This is a genomic window from Polymorphospora sp. A560 (assembly GCF_045781765.1).
In the GTDB taxonomy this organism is placed as follows: domain Bacteria; phylum Actinomycetota; class Actinomycetes; order Mycobacteriales; family Micromonosporaceae; genus Polymorphospora; species Polymorphospora lycopeni.
Window position 1 is genome coordinate 772,676 of the sequence record NZ_CP122282.1, and the last position, 22,526, is coordinate 795,201.

Annotated in this window: 21 protein-coding genes; all 21 read left to right on the forward strand. The window is 67.7% G+C overall.

Annotated elements, in window-relative coordinates; all coding sequences use genetic code 11:
- The first annotated feature begins 38 nt into the window (after positions 1–38).
- The 21 genes from nusG (at position 39) to rpsC (ending at position 22,526) form a co-directional block, all read left to right on the forward strand.
- Entirely contained in the window at positions 39–767 is a 729-nt protein-coding gene (gene nusG / locus QCD66_RS03610) for a transcription termination/antitermination protein NusG (protein WP_357536467.1), read from the forward strand.
- Positions 768–929: 162 nt separating this feature from the next.
- Positions 930–1,361: a 50S ribosomal protein L11 gene (rplK, locus tag QCD66_RS03615; RefSeq protein ID WP_357536466.1), complete on the forward strand. Its 432-nt coding sequence runs from the start codon at positions 930–932 to the stop codon at positions 1,359–1,361.
- An 84-nt stretch (positions 1,362–1,445) separates the two neighbouring features.
- Positions 1,446–2,162, forward strand: coding sequence for a 50S ribosomal protein L1 (gene rplA / locus QCD66_RS03620; RefSeq protein WP_357536464.1), 717 nt, complete (start codon positions 1,446–1,448; stop codon positions 2,160–2,162).
- A 421-nt stretch (positions 2,163–2,583) separates the two neighbouring features.
- The gene (gene rplJ / locus QCD66_RS03625) at positions 2,584–3,132 is read left to right on the forward strand and encodes a 50S ribosomal protein L10 (RefSeq protein ID WP_357536462.1); all 549 of its coding nucleotides are present in this window, start codon (positions 2,584–2,586) and stop codon (positions 3,130–3,132) included.
- Positions 3,133–3,182: 50 nt separating this feature from the next.
- On the forward strand, positions 3,183–3,569 hold the full coding sequence (gene rplL, locus QCD66_RS03630; RefSeq protein ID WP_364210773.1) for a 50S ribosomal protein L7/L12: 387 nt from the start codon (positions 3,183–3,185) through the stop codon (positions 3,567–3,569).
- A 539-nt stretch (positions 3,570–4,108) separates the two neighbouring features.
- Positions 4,109–7,540: a DNA-directed RNA polymerase subunit beta gene (locus tag QCD66_RS03635; protein WP_375733948.1), complete on the forward strand. Its 3,432-nt coding sequence runs from the start codon at positions 4,109–4,111 to the stop codon at positions 7,538–7,540.
- Positions 7,541–7,670: 130 nt separating this feature from the next.
- A complete protein-coding gene (locus QCD66_RS03640; RefSeq protein ID WP_357536457.1) occupies positions 7,671–11,558 on the forward strand; it encodes a DNA-directed RNA polymerase subunit beta' in 3,888 nt (1,295 codons plus the stop codon).
- Between the two features lie 78 nt (positions 11,559–11,636).
- A complete protein-coding gene (locus tag QCD66_RS03645; protein ID WP_364210779.1) occupies positions 11,637–12,002 on the forward strand; it encodes a hypothetical protein in 366 nt (121 codons plus the stop codon).
- Positions 12,003–12,512: 510 nt separating this feature from the next.
- Positions 12,513–13,013: a hypothetical protein gene (locus QCD66_RS03650; protein ID WP_375733950.1), complete on the forward strand. Its 501-nt coding sequence runs from the start codon at positions 12,513–12,515 to the stop codon at positions 13,011–13,013.
- Positions 13,014–13,456: 443 nt separating this feature from the next.
- Positions 13,457–13,831, forward strand: coding sequence for a 30S ribosomal protein S12 (rpsL, locus tag QCD66_RS03655; protein ID WP_007465318.1), 375 nt, complete (start codon positions 13,457–13,459; stop codon positions 13,829–13,831).
- A 1-nt stretch (position 13,832) separates the two neighbouring features.
- A complete protein-coding gene (gene rpsG / locus QCD66_RS03660; protein WP_212823082.1) occupies positions 13,833–14,303 on the forward strand; it encodes a 30S ribosomal protein S7 in 471 nt (156 codons plus the stop codon).
- Positions 14,304–14,341: 38 nt separating this feature from the next.
- Positions 14,342–16,438, forward strand: a complete 2,097-nt coding sequence (gene fusA / locus QCD66_RS03665) for an elongation factor G (protein WP_364210787.1) — start codon at positions 14,342–14,344, stop codon at positions 16,436–16,438.
- Between the two features lie 135 nt (positions 16,439–16,573).
- The gene (tuf, locus tag QCD66_RS03670) at positions 16,574–17,767 is read left to right on the forward strand and encodes an elongation factor Tu (protein WP_364210790.1); all 1,194 of its coding nucleotides are present in this window, start codon (positions 16,574–16,576) and stop codon (positions 17,765–17,767) included.
- A gap of 294 nt (positions 17,768–18,061) precedes the next feature.
- A complete protein-coding gene (gene rpsJ, locus QCD66_RS03675; RefSeq protein ID WP_007073037.1) occupies positions 18,062–18,370 on the forward strand; it encodes a 30S ribosomal protein S10 in 309 nt (102 codons plus the stop codon).
- Positions 18,371–18,382: 12 nt separating this feature from the next.
- On the forward strand, positions 18,383–19,045 hold the full coding sequence (gene rplC, locus QCD66_RS03680) for a 50S ribosomal protein L3 (protein WP_364210793.1): 663 nt from the start codon (positions 18,383–18,385) through the stop codon (positions 19,043–19,045).
- Complete coding sequence (rplD, locus tag QCD66_RS03685) at positions 19,045–19,698, forward strand: 50S ribosomal protein L4 (RefSeq protein WP_375733952.1); 654 nt, start codon at positions 19,045–19,047, stop codon at positions 19,696–19,698. Before rplC ends, rplD begins: the two co-directional genes overlap by 1 nt.
- Positions 19,695–19,997: a 50S ribosomal protein L23 gene (gene rplW, locus QCD66_RS03690; RefSeq protein WP_212823052.1), complete on the forward strand. Its 303-nt coding sequence runs from the start codon at positions 19,695–19,697 to the stop codon at positions 19,995–19,997. The genes rplD and rplW overlap by 4 nt, the downstream gene beginning before the upstream one ends.
- A 12-nt stretch (positions 19,998–20,009) precedes the next feature.
- Complete coding sequence (rplB, locus tag QCD66_RS03695; protein WP_212823050.1) at positions 20,010–20,849, forward strand: 50S ribosomal protein L2; 840 nt, start codon at positions 20,010–20,012, stop codon at positions 20,847–20,849.
- 14 nt (positions 20,850–20,863) lie between these two features.
- Entirely contained in the window at positions 20,864–21,145 is a 282-nt protein-coding gene (gene rpsS, locus QCD66_RS03700; protein ID WP_212823048.1) for a 30S ribosomal protein S19, read from the forward strand.
- Between the two features lie 38 nt (positions 21,146–21,183).
- A complete protein-coding gene (rplV, locus tag QCD66_RS03705; RefSeq protein WP_212823046.1) occupies positions 21,184–21,663 on the forward strand; it encodes a 50S ribosomal protein L22 in 480 nt (159 codons plus the stop codon).
- Entirely contained in the window at positions 21,663–22,526 is an 864-nt protein-coding gene (rpsC, locus tag QCD66_RS03710) for a 30S ribosomal protein S3 (protein ID WP_364210802.1), read from the forward strand. The genes rplV and rpsC overlap by 1 nt, the downstream gene beginning before the upstream one ends.

The following is a 22,526-nucleotide window of genomic DNA, read 5'->3' on the forward strand; positions in this document are numbered from 1 at the left end:
CCGCAGAACCGAGCTGACAGTAACGGAAGTGAGCGAGCGTGCCTGAGTACGACGAGACCGCCGGACGAGCCGCCGACGAGCAGTCCGCGGTGGCGACGGCGGCCAGTGACGAGTCGGTCGAGGCCGCCAGCGAGCCGGATTACGCGCCCGTCGCGACGCCGGAACCAGACGAGGAGTACGACCCGGTCGCGGAGCTGCGGCAGAAGCTGCGCTACGCGCCGGGCGACTGGTACGTCGTGCACTCCTACGCCGGATACGAGAACAAGGTCAAGACCAACCTGGAGACCCGTATCACCAGCCTCGACATGGAGGACTACATCTTCCAGGTCGAGGTGCCGACCCGCGAAGAGGTCGAGGTCAAGAACGGCAAGCGCCTCCAGGTGCAGAACAAGGTCTTTCCCGGCTACATCCTGGTCCGGATGGAGTTGACGGCGGAGTCCTACTCCTGCGTCCGGAACACCCCGGGCGTGACCGGCTTCGTCGGCGCGACCGACCGGGCCGACCGTCCCGCGCCGCTCTCGCTCGACGAGGTGCTCAAGTGGCTGGCGCCGGCCGTCGAGACGGAGCAGAAGAAGGCCAAGCCGGAGGTCAAGGTTCTCGACTTCGAGGTGGGTGACTCGGTCACCGTCACCGACGGGGCGTTCGCTTCGCTTCCTGCCACGATCAGCGAGATCAACGCCGACCAGCAGAAGCTCAAGGTGCTGGTGTCGATCTTCGGTCGGGAGACTCCGGTGGAACTCAACTTCAACCAGGTCGCCAAGATCTGAGGATCCGGCCCCGGCAACCGCCTCGGTGAACAGCCGGGCTGCCTGTTGCGTTAACCTAGAACGTCGGCCCGCAGGCCGCGCTGACCGTGCGCGCGCTCTGCGGGCAGCGTCAGGTGCAATCCACCCCGGTGCAATCCACCAGAATCAAGCCCAGGAAGAGACATGCCTCCGAAGAAGAAACTGGTCAAGACGTTCACGCTGCAACTGCCGGCGGGCCAGGCCACGCCGGCGCCGCCGGTCGGTCCGGCCCTCGGTCAGCACGGTGTGAACATCATGGAGTTCTGCAAGTCCTACAACGCGCAGACCGAGTCGCAGCGCGGTGACGTCGTCCCCGCCGAGATCAGCGTCTACGAGGACCGCTCCTTCACCTTCGTGCTGAAGACGCCGCCGGCCGCCCGCCTGCTGCTCAAGGCCGCCGGTGTGCAGAAGGGTTCCGGCGTGCCGCAGAAGGACAAGGTCGGTTCGGTGTCCCGTACCCAGCTCCGGGAAATCGCCGAGCGGAAGATGGCCGACCTCAACGCCAACGACGTGGAGCACGCCGAGCGGATCATCGCTGGCACCGCCCGCTCGATGGGCATCACCGTCAAGGACTGAGGCTTCCGGGCCTTTCCGAGCACGACCCGACCGTGGGAGGGTGCGCGCCGCGCGTCCCGCCAGACACCACAGGAGTAGACAGAAATGCAGCGCAGCAAGGCTTACCGCAAGGCCGCCGAAGCCATCGACCGGGACCGGCTCTACACCCCGGCCGAGGCCGTGAAGCTGGCCAAGGCGTTCACCGCCGTCAAGTTCGACCCCACGGTCGAGGTCGCGATGCGCCTCGGGGTCGACCCGCGTAAGGCGGACCAGATGGTCCGTGGCACGGTCAACCTGCCCCACGGCACCGGCAAGACCGCCCGCGTGATCGTGTTCGCGGCCGGCGCGAAGGCCGAGGAGGCCGTTGCCGCCGGCGCCGACGAGGTGGGCACCGACGAGCTGGTCGCCCGCATCCAGGAGGGCTGGCTGGAGTTCGACGCGGCCATCGCCACCCCGGACCAGATGGCCAAGATCGGCCGGATCGCGCGGATTCTGGGCCCGCGCGGCCTGATGCCGAACCCGAAGACCGGCACCGTGACCATGGACGTCACCAAGGCCGTCTCCGAGATCAAGGGCGGCAAGATCACCTTCCGGGTGGACAAGCACTCCAACCTGCACCTCATCATCGGCAAGGCGTCGTTCTCCGAGGCGCAGCTGATCGACAACTACGTCGCGGTGCTCGACGAGGTACTGCGGGCCAAGCCGTCGGCGGCCAAGGGCAAGTACCTGAAGAAGGTGACCCTGACCACCACGATGGGCCCGGGTGTCCCGGTCGACCCGAACCTGGTGAAGAACCTCCAGGAGGCCGGCGCCGAGGCGTGACGCCGACCGCCGCAGTGGATCACGAACCGGGGTGCCCCGAAATCGGGGCACCCCGGTTCGTCTTTTGCCGCCGGATGCTTGCCGGCCGGTGTCAGGGAGCAGGTCCGACGGGCCGGGTGAAACTGTGTGCCGGACCCCGATTTGGTGGTCGGGCATCAGGTCGCGTACTGTGTCGAATGCGTCTGGCCGTGAGTCAGACGGCAAATCGTAACCACCCAGAGACCGCTGGTAGCCGTGCTTCGGCACGGTCGAAGGTCCCGCTTCGGCGGGCGGCCCGCGCAGGGGGAGACGGCAGCGTACCGGTCATGTTCGCATGATCTTGTCCGCCCCGTGCGCCCTGCGCCGGGGCGTTTCCCGTTTTCGGGTCCCTTCTCCACGGACTGTGAAGTCGACCAGCCTGGAGTAACGAGAGAGGAGGGACATGGCGGACAAGCCGGTTCGGGCCGACAAGGCCACCGCCGTCGCTGAGCTCACCGAGCAGTTCCGTAGCTCGGGCGCGACCGTGCTGACCGAGTACCGCGGTCTCACTGTCGCTCAGCTGACCAAGCTGCGGCGCGCGCTGGGTCGGGAAACCACCTACGCGGTCGCGAAGAACACGCTCGCGAAGCGTGCCGCGGCGGATGCTGGCATCGAGGGCCTCGACACGCTGTTCACCGGTCCTACCGCGCTCACCTTCGTCTCCGGCGATGTCGTAGAAGCGGCGAAGGGCCTGCGCGAGTTCGCGAAGGCCAATCCGCTGCTCGTCATCAAGGGCGGCGTATTCGAGGGCAAGGCCATCTCGGCCGAAGAGGTCAACAAGCTCGCCGACCTCGAGTCCCGTGAGGTGCTGCTGGCCAAGCTGGCCGGTGGGATGAAGGCCAACCTGAGCAAGGCCGCGGCCCTGTTCCAGGCGCCGCTGTCCAAGACCGCCCGCCTGGCGGCTGCCCTGCAGGAAAAGCGCGAAAAGGAGGGTGTGGAGGAGGCCGCCTGAGCCTTCCCGCATCCGTACCCAGTCATTCAAAAGTAGGAAGGACGCCAGACATGGCGAAGCTCAGCACCGACGAGCTGCTCGACGCGTTCAAGGAGATGACGCTGATCGAGCTGTCGGAGTTCGTGAAGCAGTTCGAGGAGACCTTCGACGTCACCGCCGCCGCGCCGGTCGCCATCGCTGCCGGCCCGGGTGGTCCGGCCGCCCCGGCCGCGCAGGAGGAGGAGAAGGACGAGTTCGACGTCGTCCTCGAGGCCGACGGTGGCAAGAAGATCCAGGTCATCAAGGTCGTGCGTGAGCTGACCGGCCTGGGCCTGAAGGAGGCCAAGGACGCCGTCGAGGGCGCGCCGAAGGCGATCCTGGAGAAGGTCAACAAGGAGACCGCCGACAAGGCCAAGGCCAAGCTCGAGGCCGAGGGCGCGAAGGTCACCCTTAAGTGAGCTGACGCACACCGCGTTCGAGGCGGGCGGCGATCCAGGTTTGGATCGCCGCCCGCTTTCGTCTGCTGACAGCGTGCAACCACGCGGTGAACAGGCAATCAGCGCGGTCTGTGGGTCCACGGGGCCGCCGGAGACACCCGTCCGTCACACAAACACCTGGCCCGACCCGCGCGACAACCCTTGACGCGGCTCCTGGTGCCAGGCACGCTGACACCAGCAAGACCTTCCGCGCTTGCAACGGCCCTCATCCGGGTAACGCAACGGCAGCCCGCCTGTCGCTGCGGCATTCGGGTGACCCCAGCGGGATCCGCCGCGTTCTGAGCGGCCCGGAGGCACCGGTCCAGGTGCTCCGAGGCACGTTCCGCGACGGCCTGCCCGGCGGGCTGGACAGCGGTTAGCCTCTCGGCTACACTGCTAGTTTGCGCTGCCTTCCGACTTGACCCCTGCCCGGAATGTCCGAATGTGGACGTTCAGAGTGGGGTCCATTGGAGTGCACGCGTAACAGCCGTTTTGCAGCACGGTCCTCGGAAGGACGCATCTTGGCAGCTTCCCGCCCTGCGAAGACCAGCCGTACGTCGAGCGCATTCGCTCCTCACCGAATTTCATTCGGTCGGATCACCGAACACCTCGAGGTCCCCAACCTCCTCGCCATCCAGAACGAGTCCTTCGACTGGCTGGTCGGCAACGAGGCTTGGCAGGGCCGGTCGTCTGACGACCCGCACGCCCGTTCGGGTCTCGCGGAGATCCTCGATGAGATCAGCCCCATCGAGGACTTCTCCGGCACCATGTCGCTTTCTTTCTCCGCGCCACGCTTCGACGAGGTCAAGGCCTCGATCGAGGAGTGCAAGGAGAAGGACCTGACCTACTGCGCGCCGCTGTTCGTGACGGCGGAGTTCACCAACAACACCACTGGCGAGATCAAGAGCCAGACGGTGTTCATGGGGGACTTCCCGATGATGACGCCCAAGGGCACCTTCATCATCAACGGCACCGAGCGCGTCGTGGTCAGCCAGCTCGTCCGCTCGCCGGGCGTCTACTTCGACAAGCAGCCGGACAAGACCTCCGACCGTGACCTCTCCAGCGTCAAGGTCATCCCGAGCCGGGGTGCCTGGCTGGAGTTCGACATCGACAAGCGCGACACCGTTGGTGTCCGCATCGACCGTAAGCGCCGGCAGGCGGTCACCGTCCTGCTCAAGGCGATCGGTTGGACCGGCGAGCGGATTCGCGAGCGGTTCGGCTGGTCCGAGCTGATGATGACGACCCTGGAGAAGGATCACATCGCCGGGGCCGACGAGGCGCTTCTCGACATCTACCGCAAGCTCCGCCCGGGTGAGCCGCCGACGCGCGAGAACGCCCAGACCCTGCTCGACAACCTCTTCTTCAACCCGAAGAGGTACGACGTCGCCAAGGTCGGTCGTTACAAGTTCAACAAGAAGCTCGAAGTCGACGTCCCCATGAACAAGGGCACGCTGACCGAGGACGACATCGTCGCCACCGTGGAATACCTCTGCCGGCTGCACGCCGGTGAGGAGGGCTACGAGGCCGACGACATCGACCACTTCGGCAACCGTCGCCTGCGTACCGTCGGCGAGCTGATCCAGAACCAGGTCCGGGTCGGGCTCTCCCGTATGGAGCGCGTGGTCCGCGAGCGGATGACGACCCAGGACGTCGAGGCGATCACGCCGCAGACCCTGATCAACATCCGCCCGGTGGTGGCTGCGATCAAGGAGTTCTTCGGCACCTCGCAGCTCTCGCAGTTCATGGACCAGACCAACCCGCTGGCGGGCCTGACCCACCGGCGCCGGCTGAGCGCGCTCGGCCCGGGTGGTCTGTCCCGGGAGCGGGCCGGCTTCGAGGTCCGTGACGTGCACCCGTCCCACTACGGCCGGATGTGCCCGATCGAGACCCCGGAAGGCCCGAACATCGGCCTGATCGGCGCCCTGTCGACCTTCGGCCGGGTCAACCCGTTCGGCTTCATCGAGACGCCCTACCGCAAGGTCGTCGACGGTCGGGTCACCGACCAGATCGACTACCTGACGGCCGACGAAGAGGACCGGTTCGTCAAGGCGCAGGCCAACGCTCCGCTGATGAGCGACGGCCAGTTCGCCGAGGACCGCGTCCTCGTCCGCCGGAAGGGCGGTGAGGTCGACTTCGTCGCCCCGGCGGCGGTCGACTACATGGACGTCTCGCCGCGCCAGATGGTGTCGGTCGCGACCGCGATGATCCCGTTCCTCGAGCACGACGACGCCAACCGCGCCCTGATGGGCGCCAACATGCAGCGTCAGGCGGTGCCGCTGGTCAAGGCCGAGGCGCCGCTGGTCGGCACCGGCATGGAATACCGGGCCGCGGTCGACGCCGGCGACGTCGTCGTCGCGGAGGTCGGCGGTGTGGTCGAGGACCTGTGCGCCGACTACGTCACCGTGCACCAGGACGACGGCCACCGTCGCACCTACCTGCTGCACAAGTTCCGCCGCTCCAACGCCGGCTCCTGCGTCAACCAGAAGCCGGTCGTCTTCGAGGGCGACCGGGTCGAGGCCGGTCAGGTCATCGCCGACGGGCCCTGCACCGACGAGGGCGAGATGGCGCTCGGGCGCAACCTGCTCGTGGCGTTCATGACCTGGGAGGGCCACAACTACGAGGACGCGATCATCCTGTCGCAGCGCCTCGTGCAGCAGGACGCCCTCACCTCGATCCACATCGAGGAGCACGAGGTCGACGCCCGCGACACCAAGCTGGGCCCGGAAGAGATCACCCGCGACATCCCGAACGTCAGCGAGGAAATGCTCGCCGACCTCGACGAGCGCGGCATCATCCGGATCGGTGCCGAGGTCGTACCCGGCGACATCCTGGTCGGCAAGGTCACGCCCAAGGGCGAGACCGAGCTGACCCCGGAAGAGCGGCTGCTGCGGGCGATCTTCGGCGAGAAGGCGCGTGAGGTACGGGACACCTCGCTGAAGGTGCCGCACGGCGAGACCGGCACGGTCATCGGCGTACGCACCTTCTCCCGTGAGGACGGCGACGAGCTGCCGCCGGGAGTCAACGAGCTGGTCCGGGTCTACGTCGCCCAGAAGCGAAAGATCCAGGACGGCGACAAGCTCGCCGGCCGGCACGGCAACAAGGGCGTCATCTCCAAGATCCTGCCGGTCGAGGACATGCCGTTCCTGGAGGACGGCACCCCGGTCGACATCGTGCTCAACCCGCTCGGCGTGCCGAGCCGGATGAACATCGGCCAGGTGCTGGAAACCCACCTCGGCTGGGTCGCCAAGACCGGTTGGAAGGTCGACGGGGACGACGCCGAGTGGAAGAAGGCCCTCCGCTCGATCGACGCCCACGAGTCCGAGCCGGACACCAACGTGGCGACGCCGGTCTTCGACGGTGCCAAGGAAGAGGAGATCACCGGTCTGCTCAGCAGCACCCTGCCCAACCGGGACGGTGTGCAGCTGGTCGGCGGCTCCGGTAAGGCGCAGCTGTTCGACGGCCGGTCCGGCGAGCCGCTGCCGGACCCGATCGCGGTCGGCTACATCTACATCCTCAAGCTCAACCACCTGGTCGACGACAAGATCCACGCCCGGTCGACCGGACCGTACTCGATGATCACGCAGCAGCCGCTGGGTGGTAAGGCGCAGTTCGGTGGCCAGCGCTTCGGTGAGATGGAGTGCTGGGCGATGCAGGCGTACGGCGCCGCGTACGCCCTCCAGGAGTTGCTCACCATCAAGTCCGACGACGTCCTGGGCCGGGTGAAGGTCTACGAGGCGATCGTCAAGGGCGAGAACATCCCCGAGCCGGGCATCCCGGAGTCGTTCAAGGTGCTGCTCAAGGAGCTGCAGTCGCTGTGCCTCAACGTCGAGGTGCTCTCCAGCGACGGCGTGGCCCTGGAGATGCGCGAGACCGACGACGAGGTCTTCCGGGCCGCGGAGGAACTCGGCATCGACCTGTCCCGGCGGGAGCCGAGCTCGGTCGAAGAGGTGTGAGGTTGTGAGCTTGGGGGCGGGCCACCCGCTCCGGGCGGTCAGGCTTTGATCCCTGCGCGGGACGGCCCGTCCCCAAGCTCCAGCCCCGAGTTTCAGCAGTATGACGACGACGACATAGGGGACACGTAACGTGCTCGACGTCAACTTCTTCGACGAGCTGCGCATTGGCCTGGCCACCGCAGACGACATCCGTCAGTGGTCGCACGGCGAGGTCAAGAAGCCTGAAACGATCAACTACCGCACTCTGAAGCCGGAAAAGGACGGGCTCTTCTGCGAGAAGATCTTCGGTCCGCAGCGGGACTGGGAGTGCTACTGCGGTAAATACAAGCGCGTCCGCTTCAAGGGCATCATCTGCGAGCGCTGCGGCGTCGAGGTGACCCGGTCCAAGGTGCGGCGTGAGCGGATGGGCCACATCGAGCTGGCCGCCTCAGTGACCCACATCTGGTACTTCAAGGGCGTTCCCAGCCGGCTGGGCTACCTGCTCGACCTGGCTCCCAAGGACCTCGAGAAGATCATCTACTTCGCCTCGTACGTGGTCACCAGCGTCGACGCGGAAGCCCGGCACCGGGACATCTCCACGCTCGAGAACGAGATCCTCGCCGAGAAGCGGCAGTCGGAGAACAGCCGCGACTCGGAGATCGAGAAACGGGCCGCCAAGCTGGAGGCCGACCTCGCCGAGTTGGAGGCCGAAGGCGCCAAGGCCGACGTCCGCCGCAAGGTCAAAGAGGGCGGCGAGCGCGAGATGCGCCAGATCCGCGACCGGGCGCAGCGCGAGATCGACCGGCTCGACGAGGTCCTCGACACCTTCCGCAAGCTGGACTCCAAGCAGCTCGTCACCGACGAACTGCTCTACCGCGAGCTGCGGGACCGCTTCGGTGAGTACTTCACCGGTGGCATGGGTGCCGAGGCGATCAAGGCGCTGGTCCAGAACATGGACCTCAACGCCGAGGCCGAGAACCTGCGCGAGATCATCCGCTCCGGCAAGGGCCAGCGGAAGATCCGGGCGCTCAAGCGGCTCAAGGTCGTCGCGGCGTTCCTCAACACCCGCAACTCGCCGCTCGGCATGGTGTTGGACTGCGTACCGGTCATCCCGCCGGACCTGCGCCCGATGGTGCAGCTCGACGGTGGCCGGTTCGCGACCTCGGACCTCAACGACCTCTACCGTCGGGTCATCAACCGGAACAACCGGCTCAAGCGGCTGATCGACCTCGGTGCCCCCGAGATCATCGTCAACAACGAGAAGCGGATGCTCCAGGAGGCCGTCGACGCGCTGTTCGACAACGGCCGCCGCGGCCGTCCGGTCACCGGCCCGGGTAACCGTCCGCTGAAGTCGCTGTCCGACATGCTCAAGGGCAAGCAGGGCCGGTTCCGGCAGAACCTGCTCGGCAAGCGCGTCGACTACTCCGGCCGTTCCGTCATCGTCGTCGGCCCGCAGCTCAAGCTGCACCAGTGCGGTCTGCCCAAGCAGATGGCGCTGGAGCTGTTCAAGCCGTTCGTGATGAAGCGGCTGGTCGACCTCAACCACGCGCAGAACATCAAGTCCGCCAAGCGGATGGTCGAGCGGCACCGCCCGGTCGTGTGGGACGTGCTGGAAGAGGTCATCGGCGAGCACCCGGTGCTGCTCAACCGGGCACCGACGCTGCACCGGCTGGGCATTCAGGCCTTCGAGCCGCAGCTGGTCGAGGGCAAGGCGATCCAGATCCACCCGCTCGTCTGCACCGCGTTCAACGCCGACTTCGACGGTGACCAGATGGCGGTTCACGTGCCGCTGTCCGCCGAGGCGCAGGCCGAGGCGCGGATCCTGATGCTGTCGTCCAACAACATCCTCAAGCCCGCCGACGGCAAGCCGGTCACCATGCCGACCCAGGACATGGTCATCGGCCTCTACCACCTCACCCACCTCACCTCGGGTGCGCGTGGCGAGGGCCGGGCGTTCAGCTCGGACGCCGAGGCGCGGATGGCGTACGACAACCGCGAGCTGGATCTGCAGGCGCCGGTGAAGATCCGCCTGCACGGCGTCGTCGGGGTCGACAACGGCGCCGGCGCGACCAAGTGGACCGAGCCGGAGGACTGGACGCCGGGCGAGCCGCTGACGGTCGAGACGACGCTGGGCCGGGTGCTCTTCAACGAGACGCTGCCGCAGGGCTACCGCTTCGTGAACTACGAGATCCGCAAGGGTCAGCTGTCGGCGATCGTCAACGACCTCGCCGAGCGGTTCCCGAAGGTGGCGCTGGCCGCGACCCTCGACGGGCTCAAGGAGGCCGGTTTCCACTGGGCCACCTGGTCCGGCGTCACGATCGGCATGGAGGACGTCATCGCTCCGCCGCGCAAGCGGGAGATCCTGGAGCGGTACGAGTCCGACGCCGACCGGATCGACAAGCAGTACCAGCGGGGTCTGATGACCGCCGAGGAGCGTCGCGGCGAGCTCATCGAGATCTGGACCAAGGCGACCGGTGAGGTCGCCAAGGAGATGGAGACCGCGCTGCCGCAGGAGAACCCGCTGTGGAAGATGATCAACTCGGGTGCCCGCGGTAACCTGCTCCAGCTCCGCCAGATCGCCGCGATCCGTGGTCTGGTGGCCAACCCGAAGGGTGAGATCATCCCGCGGCCGATCAAGGCCAGCTACCGGGAGGGTCTGTCCGTGCTGGAGTACTTCATCTCCACGCACGGTGCCCGTAAGGGTCTCGCCGACACCGCGCTGCGGACCGCTGACTCGGGTTACCTGACCCGTCGTCTGGTCGACGTCTCGCAGGACGTCATCATCCGCGAAGAGGACTGCGGCACCGACCGGGCGATCCCGATGCAGGTCGGCGAATACCTCGACGGCAAGCTGGTGGTGCACGAGCACGCCGAGACCGGCGTGCACGCCCGCACCATCGCCGACGACATCAAGGGCGCCGACGGCACCCTGGTCGTCGAGCGGGGCGCGGACCTCAACTCGATCCTGGTCGACAAGCTCGTCGCCGCCGGCGTCGAGACGGTACGGGTGCGCAGCGTGCTCACCTGCGAGTCGAAGCTGGGCGTCTGTGGTGCGTGCTACGGCCGCTCGCTGCCGACCGGCAAGACCGTCGACGTGGGCGAGGCGGTCGGCATCATCGCCGCCCAGTCCATCGGTGAGCCGGGTACGCAGCTGACCATGCGTACCTTCCACACCGGTGGTGTCGCCGGTGAGGACATCACCCAGGGTCTGCCCCGTGTCCAGGAGATCTTCGAGGCGCGGGTGCCGAAGGGCAAGGCGCCGATCGCCGACACCCCGGGCCGGATCCGGATCGAGGACGGCGAGCGGTCGCGGAAGATCATCATCGTGCCGGACGACGGCAGCGACGAGATCGTCCACGACAAGATCTCCAAGCGGGTCCGGCTGCGGGCCCACGACGGAGACCGCGTCGAGGTCGGCGAGAAGCTCACCGAGGGCACCATCGACCCGCACGAGCTGCTGCGCATCCTCGGCCCGCGCGCGGTCCAGGTCCACCTGACCCAGGAGGTCCAGGAGGTCTACCGCTCGCAGGGTGTGCTCATCCACGACAAGCACATCGAGATCATCATCCGCCAGATGCTCAAGCGGGTGACGGTCATCGACTCCGGCGCCACCGAGTTCCTGCCGGGCGTGCTGGTCGACCGGGCACTGTTCGAGTCGGAGAACCGCCGGCTCGTCTCCGAGGGCGGCGAGCCCGCCGCCGGCCGGCCGGTGCTGATGGGTATCACCAAGGCGTCGCTGGCGACCGACTCCTGGCTTTCGGCGGCCTCCTTCCAGGAGACCACCCGGGTCCTGACCGATGCGGCGATCAACGCCCGGAGCGACTCGCTCATCGGTCTGAAGGAGAACGTCATCATCGGAAAGCTCATCCCGGCCGGTACCGGCATCAGCAAGTACCGCAACATCCGGGTGGAGCCCACCGAGGAGGCGAAGGCCAAGGTCTACTCGATGACCGGATACCCCGAGACCGACTACGGTTTCGGCCCGGCCAGCGGGCAGGCCGTGCCGCTGGACGACTTCGACTTCGGGTCGTACCGCTAGGCACGAAAGCACGGAACCGGGCGCCGGTCACGTCGTACGTACGACGTGACCGGCGCCCGGTCTTTGTAGGCTGGGGTGGTGAACACGACGCCGGTCACCGTCCCGCCGCCCGCGGCGTCGCGCCATCCGCTCGATCCCGACCCGGTCCGGTCCACCAAGGCGATGACCGTCTTCTGGCTCGGCCTGGTCGCCGCGGTCACCGGCGTGTTCGTGGGCGGCGTCGCACCCGCCACGATCGCCCTGCTGCTGTCCCGACAGGCCCGCCGGGAGGCGTACGCGTCGGGTGGATACCTGACCGGATCGGCGTGGCTCGACCGCGGCGAGCGCCTTGCCTGGACGGGCCTCGTGCTGGCCGCCACCACCCTGGTGATCGCCCTCGTGATCGGGCTGATCAACCTGGCCAACAGCCCGACCGGGCAGGACTTCGCGCCGACCGTCGACTAGCCGGTGCGGACCCGCCGGGATACCGCGACGGCCGCTCGGCGGTAGCCTGGCTCGTGCGATCCGGACGCCCCGGGCACGGTGGTCGAGGAACGGATAATCGACCGAAGGGTCGGCGGCGAGTACGGACGACCGATCCGATGGATCGGCGGCGAGACGGACAGCCCGACCCGACCGGTCGGTGTGGGAAGGTCCCGGGCGCGACGCCCGGACCGGGGCGGTGCGGCCGTCGGTTGCGGAGAGGGGACGTTCGTGACGGAAGAGGTACGGTCGCAGCCGTCGGCCGAACCACCCGCGGAGCCGGCGACCACACCACCGGCGCCTGCGCCGAGCCTTCACAGGCCGGCGCCCGACCGACCCGGCGACACGTCCGCGGCTGCCGGCGCTCCGGTCGGGTTCGGTGCGCCAGCTCCGGCTCAACCGGCGAACCCCTGGGCGCGGCCGGGTGCCCCGGCACCTCCGCCCGTCATGCCTCCGGCCGCCGCCCGGATGGCAGGCTTTCCAGGAGGCGCCGTGCCCGCCGGCGGCCCGGCCCCGTACGCGCCGATGGGCGCCCCGCCGCCGGTCGTGCCGCCCGGCCACCATCACCCGCCCGCGCCCCCGAGGGAAACCTGGCGCAGGCCGAGCCGGGTCGAGCCGGTCCCCGGTACGGGGTTCGCCGTGGTGCACCTCGACGTGCCGCCGGTCACCTCGGGGCTGGCCGTCGGGGCACTGGTCGCCGGGATCGGTTCGATCCTGGTATCGCTGCTCGTCGCCTGTTTCGGGCTGGCCGGGGCGCAGGACGGCTGGGGCGGCTGGGTGGCGGGCGCGTTCGCCGTGCTCGGCGGGCTGCTCGGGTTGGCCGGGCTCGTACTCGGGTTGATCGCGCGACGACAGATCATGCGTACGACCGAGCCGTCGGCGGTCCGGTTCACCGGGCGCGGCTGGGCAATCGCCGCGGTGAGTTGCGGCGCGACCGGCCTGGGGATCACGGTCTTCTCGTTCGCGTTGGCCCTGCTGTTGCAGCTGGCCTGACCGCGTGCGGGGGCCCGAAGCCGGTCGCCGTGCGAGCCGTTACACTTGTTGACTGGGGGTTGCTCACGACGGGCGGAAATCCGTGGCGGGCAGCGACTCGATGCAAGTGTCGACGTAAGTGTGGACGCTGTGGGAGGCACACGCAGGCCCGTTTTGACCTGTGCGCTCATGGTGGGTACTCTTTCCCCTCGTGCCCGGGCGTGCCCGGGCAACTCGCGTGTGCTCGCGATCTGGCTGTAGGCCATCGACAGGCGCCGTGAGAAGACAAAACCGACGCGTTCGGAAGTTCGCGTCAAACCGTGGGCCTGGCGACACGCCCGACCGCGGGTGCCGGGGCTCCTGACGGAAGACCTGGTCGGAATGTAGTAGAGCCGCCCGCCCGGGTGGCTACGGCAGAACAGCGCGGCCGCGTGAGAAGCGGCCGAAGGGAGCGGAGAAACCCGGTGCCCACCATTCAGCAGTTGGTCCGTAAGGGCCGACAGGCCAAGACGACCAAGACGAAGACGCCAGCGCTCAAGGGCAGCCCGCAGCGCCGTGGCGTCTGCACGCGCGTCTACACCACCACCCCGAAGAAGCCGAACTCCGCGCTGCGCAAGGTCGCGCGTGTGAAGCTCAGCAGCCAGATCGAGGTGACCGCCTACATCCCGGGCGTCGGCCACAACCTTCAGGAGCACTCGATCGTGCTCGTGCGTGGCGGCCGTGTGAAGGACCTCCCCGGCGTGCGTTACAAGATCGTCCGCGGCTCGCTGGACACCCAGGGCGTCCGCAACCGCAAGCAGGCCCGTAGCCGTTACGGCGCGAAGAAGGAGAAGAGCTGACATGCCGCGTAAGGGCCCCGCTCCGCGCCGCCCCCTGGTCGCGGACCCGGTTTACAACTCGCCGCTGGTCACCCAGCTGGTGAACAAGATCCTCCTGCGCGGAAAGCGTCAGCTGGCCGAGCGGATCGTCTACGGAGCGCTCGAGGGCTGCCGCGAGAAGTCGGGCACCGACCCGGTAGTCACGCTCAAGCGCGCGATGGACAACGTCAAGCCGACCCTCGAGGTCCGCAGCCGCCGTGTCGGTGGCGCGACCTACCAGGTGCCGGTCGAGGTGCGCCCGGCCCGGGCGACCACCCTCGGGCTGCGCTGGCTGGTGACGTACTCCAAGGCCCGCCGCGAGAAGACCATGGTCGAGCGCCTCATGAACGAGCTGCTCGACGCGAGCAACGGCCTTGGTGCCGCCGTCAAGCGGCGTGAGGACACGCACAAGATGGCCGAGTCCAACAAGGCCTTCGCGCACTACCGCTGGTAATCAACGGTTCGTAGACGAGACGACAAGTAGGGATTGAAGTGGCCGCCGCAGACGCGCTCGCCAACGTACGCAACATCGGCATCATGGCGCACATCGATGCCGGTAAGACCACGACCACTGAGCGGATCCTGTTCTACACCGGCATCACCTACAAGATCGGTGAAGTCCACGAGGGCGCTGCCGTCATGGACTGGATGGAGCAGGAGCAGGAGCGCGGCATCACCATCACCTCCGCCGCCACGAAGTGCGAGTGGAAGGGCCACACGATCCAGATCATCGACACGCCCGGCCACGTCGACTTCACGGTCGAGGTCGAGCGGTCGCTGCGGGTCCTCGACGGTGCCGTCGCTGTCTACGACGGTGTCGCCGGCGTCGAGCCGCAGACCGAGAACGTGTGGCGGCAGGCCGACAAGTACAACGTTCCCCGGATGTGCTTCGTCAACAAGCTCGACCGGACCGGTGCGGACTTCTTCCGCTGCGTGCAGATGATGATCGACCGGCTGAAGGCGACGCCGCTGGTGCTGCAGGTGCCGATCGGCGCCGAGGCCGACTTCATCGGTGTCGTCGACCTGGTCGAGATGCGCGCGCTGACCTGGCGCGGCGAGACCCAGAAGGGTGAGGACTACGCGGTCGAGGAGATCCCGGCCGACCTCACCGAGCTGGCCGCCGAGTGGCGCGAGAAGCTGCTCGAGACCCTCGCCGACGTCGACGACGCGGTCATGGAGAAGTACCTCGAGGGTGAGGAACTCTCCGCCGACGAGATCAAGGCCGCCATCCGGCGGGCCACGATCGCGGGCAAGGCCAACCCGGTCCTGACCGGCACCGCGTTCAAGAACAAGGGCATCCAGCCCATGCTGGACGCGGTGGTCAGCTTCCTGCCGTCGCCGCTGGACATCCCGGCGATCGAGGGCACGGCGACCGACGGCGAGACGCCGCTGCAGCGCAAGCCCTCGGTGAGCGAGCCGTTCTCCGGTCTGGCCTTCAAGATCCAGACCGACAAGCACCTCGGCAAGCTCACGTACGTGCGGGTCTACTCCGGCAAGCTCGAGTCCGGTTCCCAGGTGGTCAACTCCACCAAGGACCGCAAGGAGCGCATCGGCAAGATCTACCAGATGCACGCCAACAAGCGGGAAGAGCGCAGCTCGGCCCAGGCTGGCGACATCATCGCCGTGCAGGGTCTGAAGCAGACCACCACGGGTGACACGCTGTGCGATCCGGCCAACCCGGTGATCCTCGAGTCGATGACCTTCCCCGAGCCGGTCATCGAGGTGGCGATCGAGCCGAAGACCAAGGCCGACCAGGAGAAGCTCAGCACCGCGATCCAGCGGCTGGCCGAGGAAGACCCGACCTTCCGCGTCAAGAACGACGAGGAGACCGGGCAGACGGTCATCGCCGGCATGGGCGAGCTGCACCTGGACATCCTGGTGGACCGGATGCGGCGCGAGTTCAACGTCGAGGCGAACATCGGTAAGCCTCAGGTGGCGTACCGCGAGACCATCCGCCGCAAGGTGGAGAAGGTCGAGTACACCCACAAGAAGCAGACCGGTGGTTCGGGTCAGTACGCCCGCGTCATCGTCAGCCTCGAGCCGCTGCCGCTCGACAACGAGTCGGCGACGTACGAGTTCTCCAACGCCGTCACCGGTGGCCGTATCCCCAAGGAGTTCATCCCCTCGGTGGACGCGGGCGCCCAGGACGCCATGCAGTACGGCATCCTGGCCGGCTTCCCGCTGGTTGGCGTCAAGCTGACGCTGCTCGACGGGCAGTACCACGAGGTCGACTCGTCGGAAATGGCGTTCAAGATCGCCGGTTCGATGGTGCTGAAGGAGGCGGCCCGCAAGGCCGACCCCGCGCTCCTCGAGCCGATGATGGCCGTTGAAGTCACCACTCCGGAGGAGAACATGGGTGACGTCATCGGCGACCTCAACTCCCGCCGTGGCATCATCCAGGCGATGGAGGAGCGCGGCGGTGCCCGCGTCGTCCGCGCCCTGGTGCCACTGTCGGAGATGTTCGGCTACGTCGGCGACCTGCGGTCGAAGACCCAGGGCCGGGCTAGCTACAGCATGCAGTTCGACTCCTACGCCGAGGTTCCGCAGAGCGTGGCCAAGGAGATCATCGCGAAGGCGACCGGGGAGTGATCCCCGCTCGCCTTCGGGCGAGCTGCCGTACCGGGCCTGAAGGCGTCACTGCCGCAAGACCCAAGTCGACAGAGTTCTGGGCGCCGCAATGGGCGCCCGGAGCGTACGAACCAAGAAGTCCACAGGAGGACACCAGTGGCGAAGGCGAAGTTCGAGCGGACTAAGCCGCACGTCAACATCGGCACCATTGGTCACATCGACCACGGTAAGACGACGCTGACCGCGGCCATCACCAAGGTGCTGCACGACCGGTACCCGGACATCAACCCCTACACGCCGTTCGACGAGATCGACAAGGCGCCGGAGGAGAAGGCCCGCGGTATCACGATCTCGATCGCGCACGTCGAGTACCAGACGGAGGAGCGGCACTACGCTCACGTCGACTGCCCCGGTCACGCCGACTACATCAAGAACATGATCACCGGTGCCGCGCAGATGGATGGCGCGATCCTGGTGGTGGCGGCGACCGACGGCCCGATGCCGCAGACCCGTGAGCACGTGCTGCTGGCCCGTCAGGTCGGCGTGCCGTACATCGTCGTGGCGCTCAACAAGAGCGACATGGTCGATGACGAGGAGCTGCTCGAGCTGGTCGAGCTCGAGGTCCGTGAGCTGCTCTCGGCGCAGGAGTACCCGGGTGACGACCTGCCGGTCGTCCGGGTGTCGGCGCTCAAGGCGCTCGAGGGTGACCCGAAGTGGACCGAGGCCCTCATGGAGCTGATGGGTGCGGTCGACACCGCCATCCCGCAGCCGGAGCGGCAGACGGAGAAGCCGTTCCTCATGCCCGTCGAGGACGTCTTCACCATCACCGGTCGCGGCACCGTCGTCACCGGCCGGGTGGAGCGCGGCGTGCTCCTGCCGAACGAGGACGTCGAGATCGTCGGCATCAAGGACAAGGGCATCAAGACCAAGGTCACCGCGATCGAGATGTTCCGGAAGACCCTGGAAGACGCCCGCGCAGGTGAGAACGTCGGCCTGCTGCTGCGTGGCACCAAGCGCGACGAGGTCGAGCGCGGCATGGTCGTGGTGAAGCCGGGGACGAACACCCCGCACACCGAGTTCGAGGCGACCGTCTACATCCTCTCCAAGGAGGAGGGTGGCCGGCACACCCCGTTCTTCCAGAACTACCGGCCGCAGTTCTACTTCCGTACCACCGATGTCACGGGCGTCGTCACGCTGCCCGAGGGCACCGAGATGGTCATGCCGGGCGACAACACGTCGATGGCCGTCAAGCTCATCCAGCCGATCGCGATGGAGGACAACCTCAAGTTCGCGATCCGTGAGGGTGGCCGGACCGTCGGCGCCGGTTTCGTCACGAAGATCGTCAAGTAACAGGTAACCCCGATTAGCGTTGCCGTACGAGGTACGGCATACTAGTCAGGTTGCGTCCGCGCAGGGTGGTTGGCTGCCCAGCAGTCAACCACCCTCGCACGGTGTCCGGCCCGTGGAGACACGGCCGGTGCCTCGACCCCCGGACGGGGTCAGCCCCGCGAAACACCCCAGGTCGTCTCGGTTATCCGGGGCGGAGTCTGGCTCCAGGGCGCGACACGCCCGACCGCGGGGGTGGGCGGAAGCCGGGGGAAGCCCCGCGACACAGCGGCATCGAGAGAAGGAACAGAAGCCACCATGGCGGGACAGAAGATCCGCATCCGGCTCAAGGCCTACGACCACGAGGTCGTCGACTCCTCGGCGCGGAAGATCGTCGAGACGGTGACGCGCACCGGGGCGCAGGTCGCAGGCCCGGTGCCGCTGCCCACGGAAATCAACCGTTTCTGCGTCATCCGGTCGCCGCACAAGTACAAGGACTCGCGCGAGCACTTCGAGATGCGCACGCACAAGCGTCTGATCGACATCATCGACCCGACCCCGAAGACGGTCGACTCGCTCATGCGCCTCGACCTGCCGGCTGGCGTCGACATCGAGATCAAGCTGTAGGGACTGCGACTAATGGACAGGCAAGTTAAGGGCATCCTGGGCGCCAAGCTCGGCATGACCCAGGTCTGGGACAACAATCGGGTTGTACCGGTGACCGTGGTGCAGGCCGGCCCGTGCGTCGTGACCCAGGTGCGAACCGGTGACAAGGACGGCTACTCGGCCATCCAGCTGGCGTACGGCGCGATCGACCCCCGCAAGGTCAAGAAGCCGCGGGCGGGTCACTTCGCGAAGTCGGGTGCTGCCCCGCGCCGGCACATCGTCGAGCTGCGGACGACCGACGCGAGCGACTACGAGCTCGGCCAGGAGGTCACCGTCGACAGCTTCGCGCCCGGCGTGACGATCGACGTGACCGGCAAGACCAAGGGCAAGGGCTTCGCCGGTGTCATGAAGCGGCACGGCTTCCACGGTCTGCGTGCCAGCCACGGTGTCGAGCGCAAGCACCGCTCGCCCGGCTCCATCGGCGCCTGCGCGACCCCCGGCCGCGTCTTCAAGGGCGTGCGGATGGCCGGTCGCATGGGTGGTGTGCGCTACACGGTGCAGAACCTCACCGTGCAGGCGGTCGACGCCGAGAACAACCTGTTGCTCGTGAAGGGCGCCATCCCCGGCCCCAAGGGCGCGCTGGTGCTGGTCCGCTCCGCGGCCAAGACCCAGGCCAAGAAGGGCGGTGTGAAGTAATGGCGACGGTTGACGTACTCAACGCCGAAGGCGGCAAGAGCGGTTCGGTCGACCTCCCGGTCGAGATCTTCGACGTACAGGCCAACGTGCCCCTGATGCACCAGGTCGTGGTGGCCCAGCTCGCGGCCGCCCGCCAGGGCACGCACAAGGCCAAGACCCGCGGCGAGGTCGCCGGTGGCGGCAAGAAGCCGTACAAGCAGAAGGGCACCGGCCGGGCCCGGCAGGGCTCGATCCGCGCCCCGCAGTTCGCCGGCGGTGGCGTCGTGCACGGCCCCGTGCCGCGTGACTACAGCCAGCGGACCCCGAAGAAGATGAAGGCCGCCGCACTGCGTGGCGCGCTCTCCGACCGTGCCCGCGCCGGCCGCGTGCACGTGGTCGAGGCGTTCGTCACCGGTGAGAAGCCGTCGACCAAGGCCGCCATCGCCACGCTGCGCAAGGCCACCGAGGCCCGGCGGGTGCTGGTCGTGCTGAGCAGCACCGACGAGCTGAACTGGTTGTCGCTGCGTAACGAGGCGAGCGTGCACCTGATCGAGGCCGGCCAGCTCAACACCTACGACGTGCTGGTCGCCGACGATGTGGTCTTCACCAAGGAAGCCCTGGACGAGTTCATGCGCGTCCCGGCGGCGTCGAAGACCGAGGAGAGCGACAAGTGACCACCATCGCCGACCCCCGCGACATCATCGTCGCGCCGGTCGTCTCCGAGAAGAGCTACAGCGAGCTGAACCGGAACTGGTACACGTTCCTGGTTCACCCGGACGCCAACAAGACCGAGATCAAGATCGCGATCCAGCAGATCTTCAACGTCCGCGTCCTGACGGTGAACACGCTCAACCGTGAAGGCAAGCGCAAGCGGACCCGTACCGGTTTCGGTCAGCGCAAGGCCACCAAGCGGGCGATGGTGAAGCTGGCTGACGGTGACCGTATCGAGGCCTTCGGCGGCCCGGTCGGCTGAGGGGTATAGACAATGGCTATCCGTAAGTACAAGCCGACGACCCCGGGCCGTCGTGGCTCCAGCGTCGCCGACTTCGCCGAGATCACGCGGTCGACTCCCGAGAAGTCGCTGCTGGCTCCGCTGCCGAAGAAGGGTGGGCGCAACGCCCACGGCCGGATCACCGCGCGGCACCAGGGCGGTGGGCACAAGCGTCAGTACCGTCTGATCGACTTCAAGCGGGTCGACAAGGACGGCGTACCGGCGAAGGTCGCCCACATCGAGTACGACCCCAACCGCACCGCGCGGATCGCGCTGCTGCACTACGCCGACGGCGAGAAGCGCTACATCATCGCGCCGAAGGACCTGAAGCAGGGCGACACGGTCGAGTCGGGCCCCACGGCCGACATCAAGCCGGGCAACAACCTGCCGCTGCGCAACATCCCGGTCGGTACCACGATCCACGGGGTGGAGCTGCGTCCGGGGGGCGGTGCCAAGCTGGCCCGCTCGGCCGGCGTCGGCATCCAGCTGCTCGGCCGGGAAGGCGCCTACGCCACGCTGCGGATGCCGTCCGGTGAGATCCGGCGGGTCGACGTGCGGTGCCGGGCGACCGTCGGTGAAATCGGCAACGCCGACCAGTCAAACATCAACTGGGGCAAGGCCGGCCGTATGCGCTGGAAGGGCAAGCGCCCGACCGTCCGTGGTGTCGCCATGAACCCGGTCGACCACCCGCACGGTGGTGGTGAGGGTAAGACCTCCGGTGGTCGCCACCCGGTCAACCCGCAGGGTAAGCCCGAAGGCCGTACCCGTCGTAAGGGCCAGCCGAGCGACCGGCTGATCGTCCGCCGCCGCTACGCGACCCGCAAGCGCGGCTAAGGAGAAGTCAAGACATGCCTCGCAGCCTGAAGAAGGGCCCGTTCATCGACGACCACCTTCTCAAGAAGGTGGAGACGCAGAACGAGAAGGGCTCGAAGAACGTCATCAAGACCTGGTCGCGACGCTCGACGATCATCCCCGAGATGCTGGGGCACACGATCGCGGTGCACGACGGGCGCAAGCACGTCCCGGTGTTCGTCACCGAGTCGATGGTCGGGCACAAGCTCGGCGAGTTCGCGCTCACCCGCACGTTCAAGGGTCACGAGAAGGACGACCGGAAGAGCCGCCGCCGCTGACGCGGCAGCCACGGATAGAGGATCAAGGGGTTTCAGCGATGCCAGTTAAGGGCGACGCTCCGGTGCTCCCGGGCGCGCGGGCGATTGCGCGTTACGTGCGCATCTCGCCGAACAAGGCGCGCCGGGTGGTCAACCTCGTCCGCGGTTTGCCCGCGAAGGAGGCGCTCACGGTGCTCCAGTTCGCGCCGCAGGCCGCGAGCGAGCAGGTCTACAAGGTGCTCGCCAGCGCGATCGCCAACGCCGAGAACAACGAGCGGCTGGACCCCGACGCGCTGCTCGTCAGCGAGGCGTTCGTCGACGAGGGCCCGACCATGAAGCGGTTCCAGCCGCGCGCGCAGGGCCGGGCCTACCGGATCCGCAAGCGCACCTGCCACATCACCATTGCGGTGGAAGCGGTTGCGCCGGCGGCGCGTCCGGCGAAGAAGGCCGCGGCGAAGAAGGCCGCGCCCGCCGAGGCGAAGCCGGAGACCAAGGCGCAGGCCAGCGAGTCTGCGAGTAACACGGAAGGTGCCGAGTAATGGGTCAGAAGGTTCACCCGCACGGGTTTCGGCTCGGCATCTCGACCGACTGGAAGTCCCGTTGGTACGCCGACAAGCTCTACAAGGACTACATCGCCGAGGACGTCAAGATCCGGCGGATGATGTCCAAGGGCCTGGAGCGGGCGGGTATCTCGAAGGTCGACATCGAGCGGACCCGCGACCGGGTCCGGGTCGACATCCACACCGCCCGGCCGGGCATCGTCATCGGCCGTAAGGGTGCCGAGGCCGACCGGATCCGTGGCGAGCTGGAGAAGCTGACCGGCAAGCAGGTGCAGCTCAACATCCTCGAGGTGAAGAGCCCCGAGTCGGACGCGCAGCTCGTGGCGCAGGGCGTCGCCGAGCAGCTCTCCAGCCGGGTCAGCTTCCGGCGGGCGATGCGCAAGGCGATGCAGTCGGCGATGAAGAACTCGATCGTCAAGGGCATCCGGGTGCAGGTTTCCGGCCGCCTCGGCGGTGCGGAGATGAGCCGTACGGAGTTCTACCGCGAGGGTCGCGTTCCGCTGCACACGCTGCGCGCCAACATCGAGTACGGCTTCTTCGAGGCCCGTACCACCTTCGGCCGGATCGGCGTGAAGGTCTGGATCTACAAGGGCGACGCCGTGCCGGGCCGGGAGGCTCCGGTCGAGGCGGGTCCCGCGCGTCCCCGTCGGGAGCGCGGCGACCGGCCCGAGCGGCCGCGTCGTGGTCGCTCCGGTTCGACCGGTACGACCGCCGGCGGCACCGAGGCCGGACGGGCCGCGCAGGCTGCGCAGGCCGAGGCCGCGGAAGCCCCGAACGACAGCGCCGCCGCGGCGGCCGCCCCGGCTTCGGCCGGGAACGACAGCTCAGCGCAGGAGGGCTGA

What these genes read in the sequence shown, in the direction of transcription:
- rplL (WP_364210773.1), top strand. Translation starts at nt 3,183, where the DNA reads ATGGCGAAGCTCAGCACCGACGAGCTGCTCGACGCGTTCAAGGAGATG.
- rplD (WP_375733952.1), top strand. Translation starts at nt 19,045, where the DNA reads ATGGCGACGGTTGACGTACTCAACGCCGAAGGCGGCAAGAGCGGTTCG.
- rplB (WP_212823050.1), top strand. Translation starts at nt 20,010, where the DNA reads ATGGCTATCCGTAAGTACAAGCCGACGACCCCGGGCCGTCGTGGCTCC.
- rpsS (WP_212823048.1), top strand. Translation starts at nt 20,864, where the DNA reads ATGCCTCGCAGCCTGAAGAAGGGCCCGTTCATCGACGACCACCTTCTC.
- rplC (WP_364210793.1), top strand. Translation starts at nt 18,383, where the DNA reads ATGGACAGGCAAGTTAAGGGCATCCTGGGCGCCAAGCTCGGCATGACC.
- rpsJ (WP_007073037.1), top strand. Translation starts at nt 18,062, where the DNA reads ATGGCGGGACAGAAGATCCGCATCCGGCTCAAGGCCTACGACCACGAG.
- rpsG (WP_212823082.1), top strand. Translation starts at nt 13,833, where the DNA reads ATGCCGCGTAAGGGCCCCGCTCCGCGCCGCCCCCTGGTCGCGGACCCG.
- rpsC (WP_364210802.1), top strand. Translation starts at nt 21,663, where the DNA reads ATGGGTCAGAAGGTTCACCCGCACGGGTTTCGGCTCGGCATCTCGACC.
- rplK (WP_357536466.1), top strand. Translation starts at nt 930, where the DNA reads ATGCCTCCGAAGAAGAAACTGGTCAAGACGTTCACGCTGCAACTGCCG.
- rplA (WP_357536464.1), top strand. Translation starts at nt 1,446, where the DNA reads ATGCAGCGCAGCAAGGCTTACCGCAAGGCCGCCGAAGCCATCGACCGG.
- rplJ (WP_357536462.1), top strand. Translation starts at nt 2,584, where the DNA reads ATGGCGGACAAGCCGGTTCGGGCCGACAAGGCCACCGCCGTCGCTGAG.
- rplV (WP_212823046.1), top strand. Translation starts at nt 21,184, where the DNA reads ATGCCAGTTAAGGGCGACGCTCCGGTGCTCCCGGGCGCGCGGGCGATT.